Genomic DNA, 15,994 nt, shown 5'->3' with positions numbered 1-15,994 from the left:
TCAATAATGGGTATTAAATAAATGTAAAATGGAAATTGAAGAAAATAAAGCAGGTGGCGAAGGTGCTACAGACTTAAATGCTCAAGGTGGCGAAGGTACTACGGATTCGGGCAATTTGGATAATGTGACAAAAGATGTTACAAAGTCAAAAAAAAGCAAAGGAAAGGTTTTAAAAGTAGTTGAGGGTGAGGAAGGAATGTTTATTGAGAATGTGAATCCTGACTGGGTACAACCATTTTTTGACCACAACCCTACTGTTGATGTTTTGTATGGTACGCATGACGAACAGGCATTTGTAGGCATCGGGGATGCTAGAAACCATGCAAGATTTTTAGACGTGAAGGACGTTAAAACCTTCAATAGATAGATGGGGTTATTACCTAACGTATCGATAAGTTTCGAGGATGGAAATCTAGGATTTCAACCCGAAAATACGGACGGGTTAGTAGGCTTGATTGTAACGGGAACACCTCAAGGAACTGTTACAGTTTCTACAGCGTATAGAATAACACGTTTGAAAGATTTAGACGAGTTAGGCGTTACAATTGCTACTAATCCGTTGCTAGTTCGCTTTGTGCAAGATTTCTATAATAATGCTCAGGAAGGTACGCCAATGTGGTTTATGATTTGGGCATCTGTTGTTAGTGCTTATGGTGCAAATAAGGCTACTACGACTAAGTTGATTAGAGCAACCAACAATCAAGTAACAGCACTATTTGTTCTGGGTGCGGTGGGTACGTTTGCAGATGTTACTGCTTTTACAACGTTTGCCGTTTCTGCTTCAACTTATCGTAATGAGGTACTTGCTTCTGATAATACGCCAGTCATTCACGTCATTGATTTTATTGACTATGACAGTACTGTGACGTTAACGCCTATTATCACTGCTAAAGGTGTGGCGGGTTTTATTGGTAAGGATTCAGCGGGTAAAAGTTCAATTGGTGTGTTGGCGGGGAGATATGCTACTAATAGCATTCAGAGAAATATTGGGGCGGTGGCGGATGGTGGTCTAGTGGTGCAAGGCGGGGAACAATATCATGATGAAATCTTGGTGAAACAGATGGATAAAGCTGTTAACATCAATGATGCTCGTTTTATTAGCCTGAGAGTTCATAATAATCGTACGGGCTTCTATTTTATTGATGACCCTATGTTTGCTCCAGACACGTCTGATTATCGAAGTTTGACCGCTCAGCGTACAATTGATAAGGCTTACAGAATTGCTTTTTACCTGTTAACAGGTAAGTTATTGACTCAGTTAGCAGTGACGGCAACGGGTGCAATTCAGGCACATGAAGCGAAAGCAATTGAGGACGAAATTAGAAAGGAAATCAAATTGCAGATGACTGACAAAGGTCAATTGAATAGCGATTTTAATGACCCTTCTGATGCGGGTGTTATGGTTGGGATTGATACTGCTTATAATACTCAAGTTAATAGTAAGATTAAATTGAATTATTTGCGTGTTAAACCGTTTGGGTATGCTCGTTTTTTTGATGTGCCTTTGGGCTTTGTGCCAATAAGTCAATAAGCTTTGAGCTATAAGCTATAAGCATTAAGCTTTTTTAAAAACAAGTTTTATGGAAATCAATAATGAGATTTACGAATGGGGTGAGATTTGCTTGAGCATCGAAGGTGTGTCTTATGTTGGCTTTACGGGTATTAAGTATAAGTCTGGAGCAGAACAGGAGGAAGTATATGCAAAAGGACGAAACCCGCTTAAAATTGCGACGGGTAATTTAAAGTACGATGGCGAAATAGTTGTTTTGCAATCCGTTCATGCAGATTTAAAAAGGCGTTTCGGGCGAAGAATATTCTTAAAATATTTCAATGCTGTAGTGAGTTATGGCAATCCTAGTGAGGGTATTCCAATGACGACCGATGTCATTGAAAATTTCAAGTTCGTAGAAACAGAAAAAGGCATGAACCAAGGTGATAAGAAAATGGAAATCACTATGCCATTCATCGCATTAAATATCAGGGAGGACGTTTAGTTCTCCCTAGAACAATTCAAAATTTTAACTTAAATCAACAATGGCAAAAGATAAAAGAATTGCAGAGCCAACCAAAGAAGATATTGAGAGTTGGAAAAAAATACATGGTGATATTTATTTGGTGTCGCTAGATAGTAAAAAATGTTACATTAAAAAGCCTAGCAGAAAAGATATTGCTTACTCAAGCAAAGCGGGCGATTTCGTAAAAGGTAAAGAGTTGATTGCTGATGCGTGTGTGTTGGGTGGTGATGAGGATTTTTTGACAGACGATGATTTGTTCTTTGCTTTATCGAAAAGATTGGATGAGTTGACAGCCATCAAAGAGACTGAAATCGAAAAGCTTTAAGGGATTCAGAAGTAAACGAAAAAGCTGATTATATCAGAATTATGAATGCTCAGTTAAAGTATTACATGCACGTTCAGAATCCCGACGAGCTAAGTGATTTAGAATGGGCTTCACTGATAAATGATTTAAAGTATATTAGAGAAAAGGAGAAAGGGAGCGTGTCTTGATTTCTCCTTTTTTTGTTATCCAAAAAACAAAATGGCAAGTTCAATTGAATATGTTTTAAAACTTAGTACAAACGGGAAGACTGTTCTTAACGACTTGAGCGTAGGAACAGAAAGATTTGCTACAAGGTTGTCGGGTGTCGCTAGAACGTTTCAAATGACGATGGCAATACTAAGAGATAATGCCATTGTAGAAAGCTTGGAGCGGGCGGATGATAAAATAAAGGGAATGGCGGAATCTGGTATTAAACTAGATACTGCTTTGACGGAATTGAAGGCAATGACGGGTGTGACAGATACGGCACTGAAATCAATTGCGGATTCAGCTCGAAAAGCATCTAAAGAATTTGGTACAGAAGCTTATCAGAATGTCGATGCTTATACGCTCATCTTATCAAAGCTATCGCCAGAGATTGCTAAAAATGTGCCTGCCTTGGTAGAAATGGGTAGAAACGTAAGTTATTTATCTAAGCAAATGGGCGGTGATTCTGTAGCGTCTGCAAGCTTGCTTACAACTGCGATGAATCAATACGGAGTAGATTTGAGCGACCCTATGCGAGCAACACAGGAAATGACTAATATGATGAATATTATGTCAAAAGCGGCTCAAGATGGTTCTGCTCAATTGCCTGAAATTGGCTCGGCTCTTGAGAAGGCGGGGGCAATGGCGGTGCTTGCAAAAGTGAAATTCTCGGAGGTAAATAGTGCGATTCAATTATTAGATAAGGCAGGAAAGAAAGGAGCAGAAGGGGGAACGGCTATTAGTAATGCACTTAGCATTTTGGGGAAAGGACGGTTTATGCCTGCTGAGACGCTAAAAGCTTTGCAAAAAGCGGGTGTAGATGTTAAGCAATTATCGAATAATGCTTTGACGCTTGGACAACGTTTTAAGTTGTTGCAACCAATTATGAACGACCAAGCTTTGTTAAGTCAGATGTTCGGTGCTGAGGGAATTGTAGCGGGTAAAACATTAACGTTTCAAGCTGATGAATTGGACAGAATGGCTAAAGCTTTTGAGGGAACAAATAGTGCTGTTTCGCAGGCAGAAATATTGATGAGTTCTTACGCTGAAAAGCAAGCAAGGTCAGAGCAAAAAATTAAAGACTTTCAAATAAGTCTTTTTAATGCTACTAGTGAATTTTTACCATTTATAAATTATGCGACTCAGGCGGGTTCTGCGATTGGAGAAACAGCTTTGTACTACAATGCTTTTGAAACATTGTTGAAATCTGATTCAATCGTTAATGCGACAAAGTGGATAGGTTTGCAAATGACAGCTTTAAGGGGGTTGTCAATTTGGACGACATTAGCCACTTACGCAACAAATCTATTCTCTGTGGCATGGTGGTCGGCAAACTTTGCTATGCTTGCGATACCTATCGCCATCGGTGCGATAATTGGGGCGATTGGCTATGTTATCTACAAAGTGGATGGTTGGGGTGAAGCGTGGGATAACGTTGTAGAAGGTTTTAAGGATGGCGGAAAGATGATTGTAACTGCTGTTAGGTTGTATGGAAAAATGTTTGTAGAAACTTGGCTCTGGGCGTTTGACCAAATCAAATTGGCATGGTATAAGACAAAAGAACTTTTCGGTTCAAAAACGGCATCGGCTGAAATATCAGCGATAAAGATGGCAGGGGTTGAGCGAAGAAAAGCGATAATGGCAGATGCGAAATTGCTTGAGAAACAAGCAAAAGACACAGGTAAAAGTTTTGCAAATGCGTACGGGTCGTTATCGTGGAATAATGGCGAAAATAAAGGGTTTGCAAATACTTTCGGGCTTGGTGCTACTGATTTGCTAAAACCTAATGCAGGGTTTGGCAGTGTGTTGCCTGTACTTGGTGGCGGTGGTAATGGTGGCGGAACTGGTGGTGATGGTAATGGTGGTGGTAATGGTGGCGGAACTGGGAAGGCTACGGCGGATGCGATAGCGACGGGCGGAACAAAGTCAACTATCGTAAATATAGAATTTAAAAATATGGTTGAAAAGTTGACGATTACTTCAAGTACTGGGAAGTTTAGGGAGTCGGCTAGTGAGATGGAAAGGCAGGTGGCTGAGGCTTTGCAGAGGGTTTTAGCGATGTCGGCTTTGCATGCAGGGTGATTTTAGTTGTGATTGAGTGAGTTGTGATTTAGTGATTTTTTTTTAGTTGTGATTGAGTGAATTGTGAGTTAGTGATTATTATAATTCTATGGGACAGTTTTGGAGTTTGACGTTTAAAAATGAGTTAGGAAAATTTGTTTTTCCTATCGAAGTGAAAATAGATATTTCGGGCGAAAATATCATAGCGAAAAGGAATGTAGCGAAGGGTAAGCAGAGAGGAACTGTTAAAGAGCGATGGAGTCAGGACGATTATAAAATTACCATTTCGGGTGTTTTTATCAACGATGAGGAAAATGTATTTCCTGCTGAGTCGCTTGAGCAATTAAAGATGTTTTGTGAAGCTCCCTTGCCTATTCGTGTTTTTAGCGAATGTTTGCAGATGTATGATATTGATAGCATTGTGATTGAAAGTTATGAGTTTCCGTTCACTAAAGGAGAGGATACACAGTACTTTCAGATTTCAGCCGTTAGCGATAACGATATTGAATTACTTGTTTTAAGACGATGAAAAACATAAGTTGGAGTGTAGGGATTGGTCAATATGAATTGAAAGTAATAGAAGAAATTACGGTGTATCGTTCTGTTAGCCTTTTGGCTGATACTGCACAAATAAAACTGCCTACTGCTGTTATGAACAAAGCTATTCAATTACAATCGTTATTGAATAGAGGTGATGCGGTTAGTATTGAATATGGATATGATAATAATTTAGTCTTAGAGTTTAAAGGCTATTTAAGAACGATTCAGATTCAGAACGACGGAATTAATATCGAATGTGAAGATGATATTTTTCTTTTCCGTAAACCTGTAGCGAATAAGCAATTTAAAACCGTTTCGGTGAAAGGAATTATTGAATATGTTGTACAGCAATTAGGCTTAAAAACCAAACTGGACGTAACATTTGATATGACTTACGAAAAGTTTACAATCCATTCCGCTACAGGTTACGATGTATTAGCAAAGATACAAGAGGAAACAAAAGCTAATATCTATTTCCGCAATAACATACTGCATGTTGAGCCTGTGTATTTGCAAAAAGCGGGTGAGGTTCTGTATGATTTTGAAAGAAATATTGAAAGCGGTGATTTGACGTGGAAAAGTGAAGAAGATAGAAAAGTAGAGGTAGAAATTACCTCAACGACGTCAGGCGGAAAGATATTAAAAGCGACTGCGGGCGTCACTGGTGGCGAGCGAATCACACGAAATTTAGGCTCTCAGTTTGGGCAGACGGCTTTACAAAAGATTGCGGAGCAGGAATATAAGAATTACTCGTTTGACGGATATGAAGGCAATATAAAAGCGTGGTTAGTGCCTTATGTCGAACCAAGCTACACGGCTTACATTTATGATGAAGATTATCCTGAACGGGCGGGTGCGTATTACGTCGAAGCGGTTGAGAGTAAAATCTCAGAGGCGGGCGGTGAAAGGAATGTAACGATAGGCAGGCGATTGAATTAGTTGTGAGTTAGTGAATTGTGAATTAGTGATTATGGATGTATATGCAAAAATAGCTCAAGAGCTTCGGTCGATAACAGCGGGGCAAAAGTCTGTAGTTGGCGGAGCTTTGTTAGTAGCTGATGTATTGAGTGTTCAGGGGCAAACTTGCACGGTTAGTTATGATGGTTTTGAGCTTACTGATGTGCGTTTGACGGCTATCGTTGGGGAATTAGAAACGGGCGTGATTATCAAACCTAAGATAGGGTCAAAAGTTTTGCTTGCGAGCTTGGACGGGAATTTAGATAATTTATACGTGTTGAAAGCTCAAGAGTTTGACACTGTTTTGATGCAAACAGGTACTACAAGTTTTGCTCAAGATACAGACGGGTTTTTGCTCAAGAAAGGTGAGCAGAGTTTGCGAGGGCTTTTATTAGATATTGTAAGCTTGATTAAGAATTTGAAAGTTGCTACACCAGCAGGAGCATCTACTAATTTGATTACTCCCATTCCTGCGGATTTAATTGACATTGAAACACGAATTAAATCGCTTTTAAAAGACTCTTAAAGATGGATGATATACGCATTAATGATGATTATGAATTGCTAGTTAAAAATGGCGATTTCGTAATAGATAATTCAAATCAACAGCACATCGCTATTTTACTAAAAACCAACATTGGGGAGTTAAAGCAATTTCCGACGGCTGGGGTCGGTATAGATGGCATGTTACTAGGTGATGAGGTTGCAGAATTTAAACAGAAGATTAGAAAGCAACTCAAAGAAGACGGGGCAACGGTAACTAAATTAGAATTTAAGGACAATAAACTAACAGTGAATGCAGACTATAACAGTTAAAAATGGCCAGACAATATTTGATGTAGCTGTAGAGCATTGCGGTTCTGTTTACGCAGTATCGCAGATTGTACTGCTTAATCACATATCATTTACTGATAGCTTGGTAGCAGGACAAAAGCTTGTTTTGCCTGATATTTTAGAGCTTAAAGCTGTTAAGGAATACTTGATTGAAGGAATTAGTCCCGCCACGGACGAAGATGTAGCAGGATGGGCAGTTAATGCCCTACCTGACTTTAGCGTAGGTGGTGGCGATAAGGGTATCGTAATTGTAATTCCTGATGCTCCTTATCTTAGCATTGACCGAAATGTACTAACAGAAGGCAATGGACGTGAGACAACATTTAGAATTTATGTGCAATCAAATGTAAACTGGGTTGCTGAAAAGTCGGTATCATGGGTGATGCTAGTGGGTGCATCTGGTGGATATGATGGGAGCTTTGTTGTTGCTGTAGGTGAAAACGACGGAGCGGAAAGGACTACGACTATTGTAGTCAGAAATGCGGATAGTTCTATTGTTAGAAATATTGCAGTAACCCAAAAAGCAAAGTATGTTACACCACCAGTGCTTAATTTGTCGGATACATTTCTTTACGTCAGTAATGCGGGTGAAACTTTCTTTATGCGGGTATTCTGTGAAGCACCTTGGACTAGCACGCACAGCGATAACGTTACTCTTACGCCTACTAGTGGTATAGGTAATAGTACAGTGACGGTTACGGTTGCACCGAATACAGGAGCAGACAGAGACTTGTCAGCAAGCTTTACGGTTGGAGGTGCGACGGCAGTATTGAACATGAAACAGAAGAACACGAGTGGGAACGTTTTAGAAACGAGCTGGAATTTAGATGCAAATGTGCCTTATGAAGAACTAAGTTTTACTCATAGTGTGACTTGCAATGGTACGTGGAATGCTGTTGCTAATGTTTCATGGATTCAGATTGTAAAAACGAATACAAACGGAAATGGGAGTTTTCAAGTAACATTTTTGCAAAATAATACGGGTCATGCTCGTGTTGGAAAGGTTACAATTTCGACGTATGGGATTAGCATTGTACGAAATGTTAATCAAGCAAGTGAGTTTGAGTCTAATGATTTCTTTTTTGTTCCTTCTATTCCTATTTCTGCTCCTCCAATGTTAAATCAAGTTGATTATACATCTGTAGGTGAGTTTGACATACCACTACATACCGACGGTACGCCTAAGTTTCAAAGCCTGTTAGTTGGCCCGAATTTTCGTTCGCAAGCTACTGCAAGCAATGTACTTAGGAGGGGTTTTACGATGATTGACCACGGGGTAATGATAATAGGAACGGAAAGACAAGACCCAACTTATAATCCACATGTTTACGACCATGATTTTGTATCTTCATTATTGCCTAGACAACGAACCAAAAACCATACTTTGAATCCAAATTTAAAGCTAAATGGTTATTTCAGCCCTGCGGAAGATATATTATCTGTTCCTTATTCTGCATACTCAGACCCAACTGGCGACCTTACTGGTAATGTTAGTAAGTTTTTTGATGGGAGTAAGAATTACACAGATGTTGCAATTCTTTTTCTTGATATAGAAGTTCATGGATTTAACGATATGTCAATTAACGACTATGTTAATAGAATCATTGCTTTGTATCATGCAATGAAGCTAGGCGTAGGAGCTGATACTTTAGTTTGTTTGCATTATCAGTCCGCTCCTTATCCGCATGTCGGGTTAGGGGTTGTTGAGGCGAATTATGCAGATGCTCCAAATGCTCTTTGGACGACACCCGCATCAATGACACCAAATGCGATAGAAAAAGGGTTTCCAAGTGAACTAGTAGGATTGAGATTACAGGATTTAGATTACCTACTAACTGTTGTAGAGTTTTATCCGTTTTTTGAAGCTTTTCAAGTTGAAGAATATACAATGCTCAATGTGCTAAATGAGCCGTTGCGGGATTGGGGAGGAAATGATATTTCATTCTTATCTCATTTTGATATGTTATTGCCTTCATACTTTCACATTGCGTCACACCTTAACGCAATATTAGAAATTAATTTGCAGGCAGTTGGAAACCATAAGATACTACTTCAATCCTCTGTGTTTAACCAAGGTGGTGGCGGTTTTTATTTTGGCGATTTTGGGGGTAGTCAACCAAATAATACAAAATTAAAACAGTGTCATGATGAGTATGTATATGATATTCCTACTAGAATTGTCGAATACATGGAGCTGAATACACTCTTTTTGGGGTGTTGGTTCTATCCATGGATGGACACAGCCCCGATTTATCCAGTCGATAGAAGTTTAGGAAAAATTCATAATGCTACAGTAAGTCGTCGTGATTTTATTGGAATGACTGCATTATCAGCAGGAATGAAAAGGTTGTCGACCTACAAAGGAACGATAGACGGTATTGAGTACTCGGTAGCTGATTTAATTGACGGCTCGGAGGTTTATACAGGTAAAGACACTCAAGTTGATTATATCAACGCATACGGGTTTGAAGGCATAAGAGCCGTAAAAGGTACGGATATTAAGAAGCATCGTTTGCCTGTCGTTCGTTGTATTGTAAACGAAACAAAAGGGCTTATCGCTATCTTATTTTATCGTCCTTACGATGTTGAGTTACCGCCTCAAGCCAACGTCTATTATAACGATGTATTTCAGTATAAAGTAACTTTCACAGCGGGGGAAAATAAAATTTTAGTAGGAAAATTAAGAGTTTAATATAAACGAAAAATGGCTAGGAAAATAGAAGAAATCGTATTAGAGTTAGAAGCAACGAAAGCAAGCAGAGCAGAGCTTAACGCCTTTAACAGCACATCAAAAACGGCAATTTGGCGATTAATGTTTTATGTTGTCGCTGTGGCTATCTGGACATTAGAAAGTCTCTTTGATTTGCATCTTTCAGAAGTAGAGCAAAAGCTCACATTATTAAAACCGCACTCAGCAGAGTGGTATAAGAATGTTGTTTTAAATTTTAGGTATGGTCATGCTCTTGTAGATGGTCAATATAGCGATGATGGTTATACGGATGAGCAAATAACAGCGTCTAAGATTGTAAGCCAGTGCGTTGTTATCGACAATAATTCGGGCGATATAACGATAAAGGTCGCCAAAGATTCGGGTGCTACGCTTACCAAATTGAGTGTAGGAGAATTGACTGCACTAAATGCTTATATTTTGAAGATGAAAGACGCAGGCGTAGCGGTTGCCACATCTAGTTTAGATGCGGATAACCTAAAAGCTGAAATAACTGTTTATGTTGACCCGTTGCAAATCGACCTCAATGGGTATAAAATAGGTTCAGTCGTTAAACCCATTGAGCAGGCTATTATTGATTATTTGCTTTCATTGCCGTTTAATAGCGAATTGACAAGGATGAGTTTAACTGATGCTATTCAATTAGTAGAAGGCGTAAAGGTTGTTGAGATTTTGAGTATTTCAGCAAAACAACCTAGCGATATTGTGTTTGAGGTTATTCCGATAAGATACACCTCTTTTGCGGGATATATGAAGTTTGAGCCATCTGATTTGAAAATTAACTATTTAAGCTATGTTTAATCTCAATTTAAAGAAGCTTTCAAGAACGTTGTTGCCTGTGTTCTTGCGTAAAACTTCGCTTGTGGTTTGGTTAGAGGTTTATATGTATTCATTGCATACGCTTTATGTCCGCTTTGTTTCTAAGCGTAATTCGTTCAATTATCGTCTTGCCTATACATCGCAGGTATGGAGTATCGAAAAGGTCTTAAATGACCGATTTGACCCGTTAGACAGATTGATAACTATCGAAGATGGGGAGCGAATTGCAAAAGTTTATATAAATAAGCGAAGTAGCAACAAACCAAAGTATCTAGGAACTGTTTATTTGCCATCTAGGAAACGCAGTATTTACGGTTATGACTTTATTGTAAATGTGCCTGCCAGTAACGAAATATTTAGCAATAGAAGTCAGCTAGAAAGCTTTCAAAGAGTCCTTAATTATTACAAATTAGTTTCAAAGAAATATAGAATAGTAGCGATATGAAAAAGATTAATTTTGCGTACGGGGATGGATTTCCCTTTGACCAAGAAATACTCGAATTTATGCAGACTGGTTACTCCGAAGCAATTGCGGGGTTAGGCAGTTTTTTAGGGGGTAATGTGGTGTTGTCAGGGTGCGAGATAGTTGGTTCTATTATAACCAATGGAGTCGTGCTTTACAATGGCGAAGTGATGCCATTTGTGGGTGGTACGTTTACCGTTCCTACGACGATAGGTTACACAACTGTAGCGGATGCAGAAAGTGTTACGTATCAGGATGGTAATGTACACCCTGTTTTAAGAAAATGGTTTTTGTCGTTTACTACAGATAATACTGCTCCTAATTTTGTGACGGATTTTAAGAGGTTAGTACCATTTGCAGAGCTAAAACCACGCATAGAAGCGTTAGAGACGAAGCCATTTAGTATTTTGCATTCTGGGTCTGTACAGTTTACGGATGTGCCATCCGATGGGATTTCGGGGTATGTTGTTGATTTTGGCAAAACATTACCTACAGATAATTATAATGTTTTTGGTACGTTTAGGAGTGCGGGAACGCTTAATAATAATGCTAATAACCTCACATATTCGACGTTTACGCATAGAACATTTAATTTCCTGCTCAATATTAGAGAAAGTTTCTCGAAGTCAGAAACACCATTTTATTTTGATTATATTTGTGTTTCAAGGGTATAGTTTGGTATATAAAGATACAAAAAAAACACCACTTCGCAAAGTAAAGTGGTGTTTTTTTGTACAAATGAATTTGGGTTTTTGTACATTTGAATTTGCAGATTATAATTATTTTATCAAATTTGTAAGCTTTTCAAGCATATTTTATATCCTTATATTAATGCTGACGCCAATTTCTTTTTTTACGTTGGCCTCTCAGTTATTCCTTTTTATTGTATTATTCTTTATCGTATATAGTTTTTATGTAGCGATTAGGGCAGTAATTAATAAACGGGTAGGCTCGAAATATGCTTTTTTAAGTTTTTTATCGTTAGGAATTGCTATTGGACTCACTATTCTTAGTTACCTAAAAGTATTAGATGCGTCACCATTTTACTTCATTTTTGGTTTTTTAGGCTTTATATTTTTTCAAAACCTGATTCTATCTTACCGATTTGCCTTTTCTTTGCGAAAAGCTAAAGAACAAGCAGAACAAGGAGGACGAGCAAAATCTGAATTCTTGGCTAATATGAGCCATGAAATCAGAACGCCTTTGAATGGCGTAATTGGTTTTGTGGATTTATTGATGAAGACCAAACTAGACAATACACAGAAACAGTATATGTCTACGGTTTTCCAATCTGCCAACTCTCTATTAGATATTATCAATGATATTCTTGATTTCTCGAAAATTGAAGCGGGAAAACTAGAGCTGTCGATTGAACAATATGATTTATACAAACTGGGCGAACAAGTAGTGGATATTATAAGCTATCAGGCGAATGATAAAAAACTTGAAGTGTTGCTTAATATTCAGTCAGATATTCCTCGTTTTATTTGGGTAGATTCTATTCGCTTACGCCAAGTATTGGTAAATCTTTTAGGAAATGCTGTGAAATTCACAAAGGTGGGAGAGATAGAATTGAAAATTATGCTACTGAAAAGTGACTTGAGTGGTCATGCTAAATTTAGATTTTCAGTAAGAGATACAGGCGTTGGGATTGATCCTAAAAATCAAAAAAAGATATTTACAGCTTTCTCTCAAGAAGACGCTTCGACAACCCGAAAATTTGGCGGAACAGGCTTAGGCTTGACGATTTCAAATAAATTGTTGGGTTTGATGGGAAGTAAACTGCAAGTAGAAAGCCAAATGGACGTAGGTAGTACTTTTTTCTTCGATATTTCACTGAAAGCAGTAGAAGGCGATGCTGTAGAGTGGGATGCATCTTTGGAGAGTATTAAAAATGTGTTGATAGTAGATGATAATGCTAATAACCGTATCATTCTGAAAGAAATGTTGGCATTGAAATCTATTCCTTCAGAACAGGTAGTAAGTGGCCAAGAATGTATTGACTTATTGAGTGCTGGAAATCGTTATGATGCTATTTTGATGGATTACAAAATGCCTGAAATGAATGGTATTCAAGCTGCAAGAAAAATTAGAGAACAACTAAGATTATCTCCAGAGACTCAGCCAATCATGCTATTGTATAGCTCATCAGATGATTATGAAATTACGAAGGCATGCGAAGAGTTAGGAATAAAACAGCAATTAGTAAAGCCTATTAAAATACAACAATTATACAATGCATTGCATGAATTAATTAATAGAGCAGAACCCGTAGAAGCGATTCAAATAGAAGAGCAACCCCCTGTTAAAATAGGAAATAGGCTAAATAATATAACCATCCTTATCGCAGAAGATAATCCAATAAATATGTTATTGGCTAGAACAATTTTTAGTAGATTGTTCCCTGAGGCTAAAGTAGTGGAAGCAGTTAATGGAAAAATTGCGATAGAAAAGTACAAGGAGAGTAATCCAGATATTATATTTATGGACGTTCAGATGCCAGAGATAGGTGGCTATGAAGCTACAAAAATTATAAGGGCATTGGAAAAACAAGAAAGAAGAGTACCGATTATTGCTTTAACTGCGGAAACGATTGTGGGTGAGAAAGAAAGATGCATGGAAGCAGGAATGGACGATTATATCACAAAACCTGTATTAAAAGCAACAATAGAAAAAACAGTTTTGAAATGGCTCCTGAAAGATTAAACTAGACTAATTAAAAATTGCGTTCCGTATTGTTGGATAAAATTGTAAATTTCCATAATTTTGGAAAAATTATAAGTAGATTAATTTTAGCCATCAATATGAAACATATTTTATTACCATTCTTATTACTTCCTTCGTTGGCATTTAACCAAAAGACCACTATTGATTCAAGTAAGGTTAAGCATCTCGATGAAGTAGAAGTAAAAGCCTTTAAACGTGATGAAAATAGCTTATTGCCTTTAAACGACGTACATAATTCCTATATTTTCTCGGGTAAAAAGCATGAAGTAATTTCGGTTCAAAGTTTGAATGCAAATATATCCGAAAAAACTGGAAGACAAATTTTTGCGAAAGTAGCAGGTGCCTTTGTATATGATATGGATGGTTCAGGAAACCAGATGAATATATCAACACGTGGACTAGACCCACACCGTAGTTGGGAATATAACGTTCGTCAAAATGGTATAATGACGAATAGTGATATTTATGGCTACCCCGCAAGTCATTATAGTGCGCCAATGGAATCTATTCAAAAGATAGAAATTATACGTGGTACTGCTTCTTTACAATATGGAGCACAGTTTGGTGGAATGATAAATTATGTAACCAAACAGGCTGATACGACTAAAAAAATATCTTTTGAAAGTATCAACTCAGTAGGTTCGTATGGGTTATTTAGTTCTTATAATGCGATTGGTGGTAAAGTCGGGAAATTGAAATATTATGGATATTTTCAGAAAAGAGTTTCAGATGGCTATCGTAAAAATGCACAATCTGATGCCCAATCGCAGTTTCTAGCCTTGGAATATGAGTTTTCATCTAAATTAAAAGCAAAAGCTGAAATCGGAAGAAGCCAATATGTTTTTCATATACCCGGCCCATTGACAGACGATATGTTTTATCAAGACCCACGTCAGTCAACCCGTAGCAGAAATTACTTTAGCCCAGACATCGTTGTCCCTTCATTATCATTTGATTGGAGAATTAATGAGAGTACACAACTAAACTGGATAAACTCAGCCGTATTAGGAACTAGAAATAGTGTACAAATAGTAGCCTTAGCAAACGTTCCAGATGCCATTGACCCAGCGACAAACCAATATAAAAACCGTCAGGTTGATATTGACCATTTCAATAGTTATTCATCTGAATTGCGTTTAACGAAGTATTATAACATTGGTAACTTTAAGAACACTTTAGTAGGTGGGCTTCGTTATATCAATAATGATTTGAATCGTCAGCAATTAGGAAAAGGAACTACGGGTTCAGATTATGATTTAACATTGGTTGACCCAGCTTGGGGAAGAGATTTGCATTATAAAACACAAAATGTAGCGGTATTTGTAGAGAATATATTTTATGTAACACCAAAGTTTAATATTTCGCCTGCGTTTCGTTTAGAAAGTGGTACAACTAAAATGTCTGGATATATTAAATACTTAGCTCCCGATAAAGTACCTAACGAGATTAAACATTCTTTCCCTCTTTTTGGCGTTAATTCGCAATACAAAATTAACAATCATCTTAAAATTTATGGAGGTTGGTCTCAGGCGTATAGACCAGTTATTTTCTCGGATATTATACCACCAACCGCATTGGACGTTACTGACCAAAATCTTAAAGATGCTTCGGGCTATAATGCTGAGATAGGTATCAGAGGAAATCACAAACAAATTTTGCATTTTGATATTACTTATTTCCAGATTCAGTATGATAATAGAATTGGAAGTTTGATTTTACCAGATGCGTCAGGAAACAATTTCGTTTATAAAACGAATGTAGGAAGTAGTTTGACCAAAGGTTTAGAAGTATTTGTTGAAGCAAAACCAATTAGAACAAAAGCTACTGAAGTATCTATTTTCACGGCTACTTCATACTTTGATGCAAGTTATGTAAAAGGGTCTGTTACATTGAGTGGTGAAAACAAAAGCATCGTAGGCAATCGTTTAGAGACTGTACCAAGATGGATTAGTAGAAATGGTGTAACGGTTTCACATAAAATTGTAAGTGCTACATTACAGTATAGTTATGTAGCAGATAGTTATTCAGATGCCCTTAATACTGAAAAACCTAGTGCTGACGGTTCAAAAGGGTTAGTGCCATCTTATGGTATTTTAGACCTTAATACTTCTTTAAAAATAGCACCAAGCTATACTTTAAAACTAGGTATCAATAATATTACTAACGAACAATATTTTACAAAACGCCCCACGGGATACCCTGGTGTTGGTGTTTGGAGCTCAGATGGAAGAAGTATTGTGGCTACTTTGCAGTTTAAGATTTAAACATGAGTCATCCCGAATTTTGTGGATGGCTTGCCAAATAAAAACCTCCTTGTTTATTTTGTGAATTACGACAAA

At 37.7% G+C, this 15,994-nt stretch carries 15 protein-coding genes; all 15 read left to right on the top strand.

Annotated features, from left to right (window positions below; translation table 11 throughout):
* The first annotated feature begins 28 nt into the window (after nucleotides 1-28).
* The 15 genes from AC07XN_RS05860 (at nucleotide 29) to AC07XN_RS05790 (ending at nucleotide 15,919) form a co-directional block, all read left to right on the top strand.
* Nucleotides 29-367, top strand: coding sequence for a hypothetical protein (locus AC07XN_RS05860; RefSeq protein ID WP_494742353.1), 339 nt, complete (start codon nucleotides 29-31; stop codon nucleotides 365-367).
* Nucleotides 368-1,531 carry a DUF2586 family protein gene (locus tag AC07XN_RS05855; RefSeq protein WP_494742352.1) on the top strand — a complete coding sequence of 388 codons (1,164 nt, stop codon included), beginning with the start codon at nucleotides 368-370 and terminating at the stop codon, nucleotides 1,529-1,531.
* A gap of 49 nt (nucleotides 1,532-1,580) precedes the next feature.
* On the top strand, nucleotides 1,581-1,994 hold the full coding sequence (locus tag AC07XN_RS05850) for a hypothetical protein (protein WP_494742351.1): 414 nt from the start codon (nucleotides 1,581-1,583) through the stop codon (nucleotides 1,992-1,994).
* A 40-nt stretch (nucleotides 1,995-2,034) separates the two neighbouring features.
* Entirely contained in the window at nucleotides 2,035-2,340 is a 306-nt protein-coding gene (locus tag AC07XN_RS05845) for a hypothetical protein (protein ID WP_494742350.1), read from the top strand.
* A 198-nt stretch (nucleotides 2,341-2,538) separates the two neighbouring features.
* Nucleotides 2,539-4,608: a phage tail tape measure protein gene (locus AC07XN_RS05840; RefSeq protein WP_494742349.1), complete on the top strand. Its 2,070-nt coding sequence runs from the start codon at nucleotides 2,539-2,541 to the stop codon at nucleotides 4,606-4,608.
* Nucleotides 4,609-4,696: 88 nt separating this feature from the next.
* Complete coding sequence (locus AC07XN_RS05835; protein WP_494742348.1) at nucleotides 4,697-5,116, top strand: DUF6046 domain-containing protein; 420 nt, start codon at nucleotides 4,697-4,699, stop codon at nucleotides 5,114-5,116.
* A complete protein-coding gene (locus AC07XN_RS05830; protein WP_494742347.1) occupies nucleotides 5,113-6,066 on the top strand; it encodes a hypothetical protein in 954 nt (317 codons plus the stop codon). Before AC07XN_RS05835 ends, AC07XN_RS05830 begins: the two co-directional genes overlap by 4 nt.
* A 31-nt stretch (nucleotides 6,067-6,097) precedes the next feature.
* Complete coding sequence (locus tag AC07XN_RS05825) at nucleotides 6,098-6,610, top strand: hypothetical protein (RefSeq protein ID WP_494742346.1); 513 nt, start codon at nucleotides 6,098-6,100, stop codon at nucleotides 6,608-6,610.
* Nucleotides 6,611-6,612: 2 nt separating this feature from the next.
* On the top strand, nucleotides 6,613-6,900 hold the full coding sequence (locus tag AC07XN_RS05820; protein WP_494742345.1) for a hypothetical protein: 288 nt from the start codon (nucleotides 6,613-6,615) through the stop codon (nucleotides 6,898-6,900).
* A complete protein-coding gene (locus AC07XN_RS05815; protein ID WP_494742344.1) occupies nucleotides 6,881-9,610 on the top strand; it encodes a BACON domain-containing protein in 2,730 nt (909 codons plus the stop codon). Before AC07XN_RS05820 ends, AC07XN_RS05815 begins: the two co-directional genes overlap by 20 nt.
* A 12-nt stretch (nucleotides 9,611-9,622) precedes the next feature.
* Complete coding sequence (locus AC07XN_RS05810) at nucleotides 9,623-10,447, top strand: hypothetical protein (protein ID WP_494742343.1); 825 nt, start codon at nucleotides 9,623-9,625, stop codon at nucleotides 10,445-10,447.
* Nucleotides 10,440-10,910, top strand: a complete 471-nt coding sequence (locus AC07XN_RS05805; protein ID WP_494742342.1) for a hypothetical protein — start codon at nucleotides 10,440-10,442, stop codon at nucleotides 10,908-10,910. Before AC07XN_RS05810 ends, AC07XN_RS05805 begins: the two co-directional genes overlap by 8 nt.
* Nucleotides 10,907-11,602: a hypothetical protein gene (locus AC07XN_RS05800; protein WP_494742341.1), complete on the top strand. Its 696-nt coding sequence runs from the start codon at nucleotides 10,907-10,909 to the stop codon at nucleotides 11,600-11,602. The genes AC07XN_RS05805 and AC07XN_RS05800 overlap by 4 nt, the downstream gene beginning before the upstream one ends.
* Nucleotides 11,603-11,666: 64 nt before the next feature.
* On the top strand, nucleotides 11,667-13,634 hold the full coding sequence (locus AC07XN_RS05795; RefSeq protein ID WP_494742393.1) for a response regulator: 1,968 nt from the start codon (nucleotides 11,667-11,669) through the stop codon (nucleotides 13,632-13,634).
* A gap of 98 nt (nucleotides 13,635-13,732) precedes the next feature.
* The gene (locus AC07XN_RS05790) at nucleotides 13,733-15,919 is read left to right on the top strand and encodes a TonB-dependent receptor family protein (protein WP_494742340.1); all 2,187 of its coding nucleotides are present in this window, start codon (nucleotides 13,733-13,735) and stop codon (nucleotides 15,917-15,919) included.
* Nucleotides 15,920-15,994 lie beyond the last annotated feature (75 nt).

Source organism: Arcicella sp. GW458-12-2-14-TSB2 (assembly GCF_059423785.1).
This window is presented reverse-complemented; position numbering and strand designations above follow the sequence as displayed.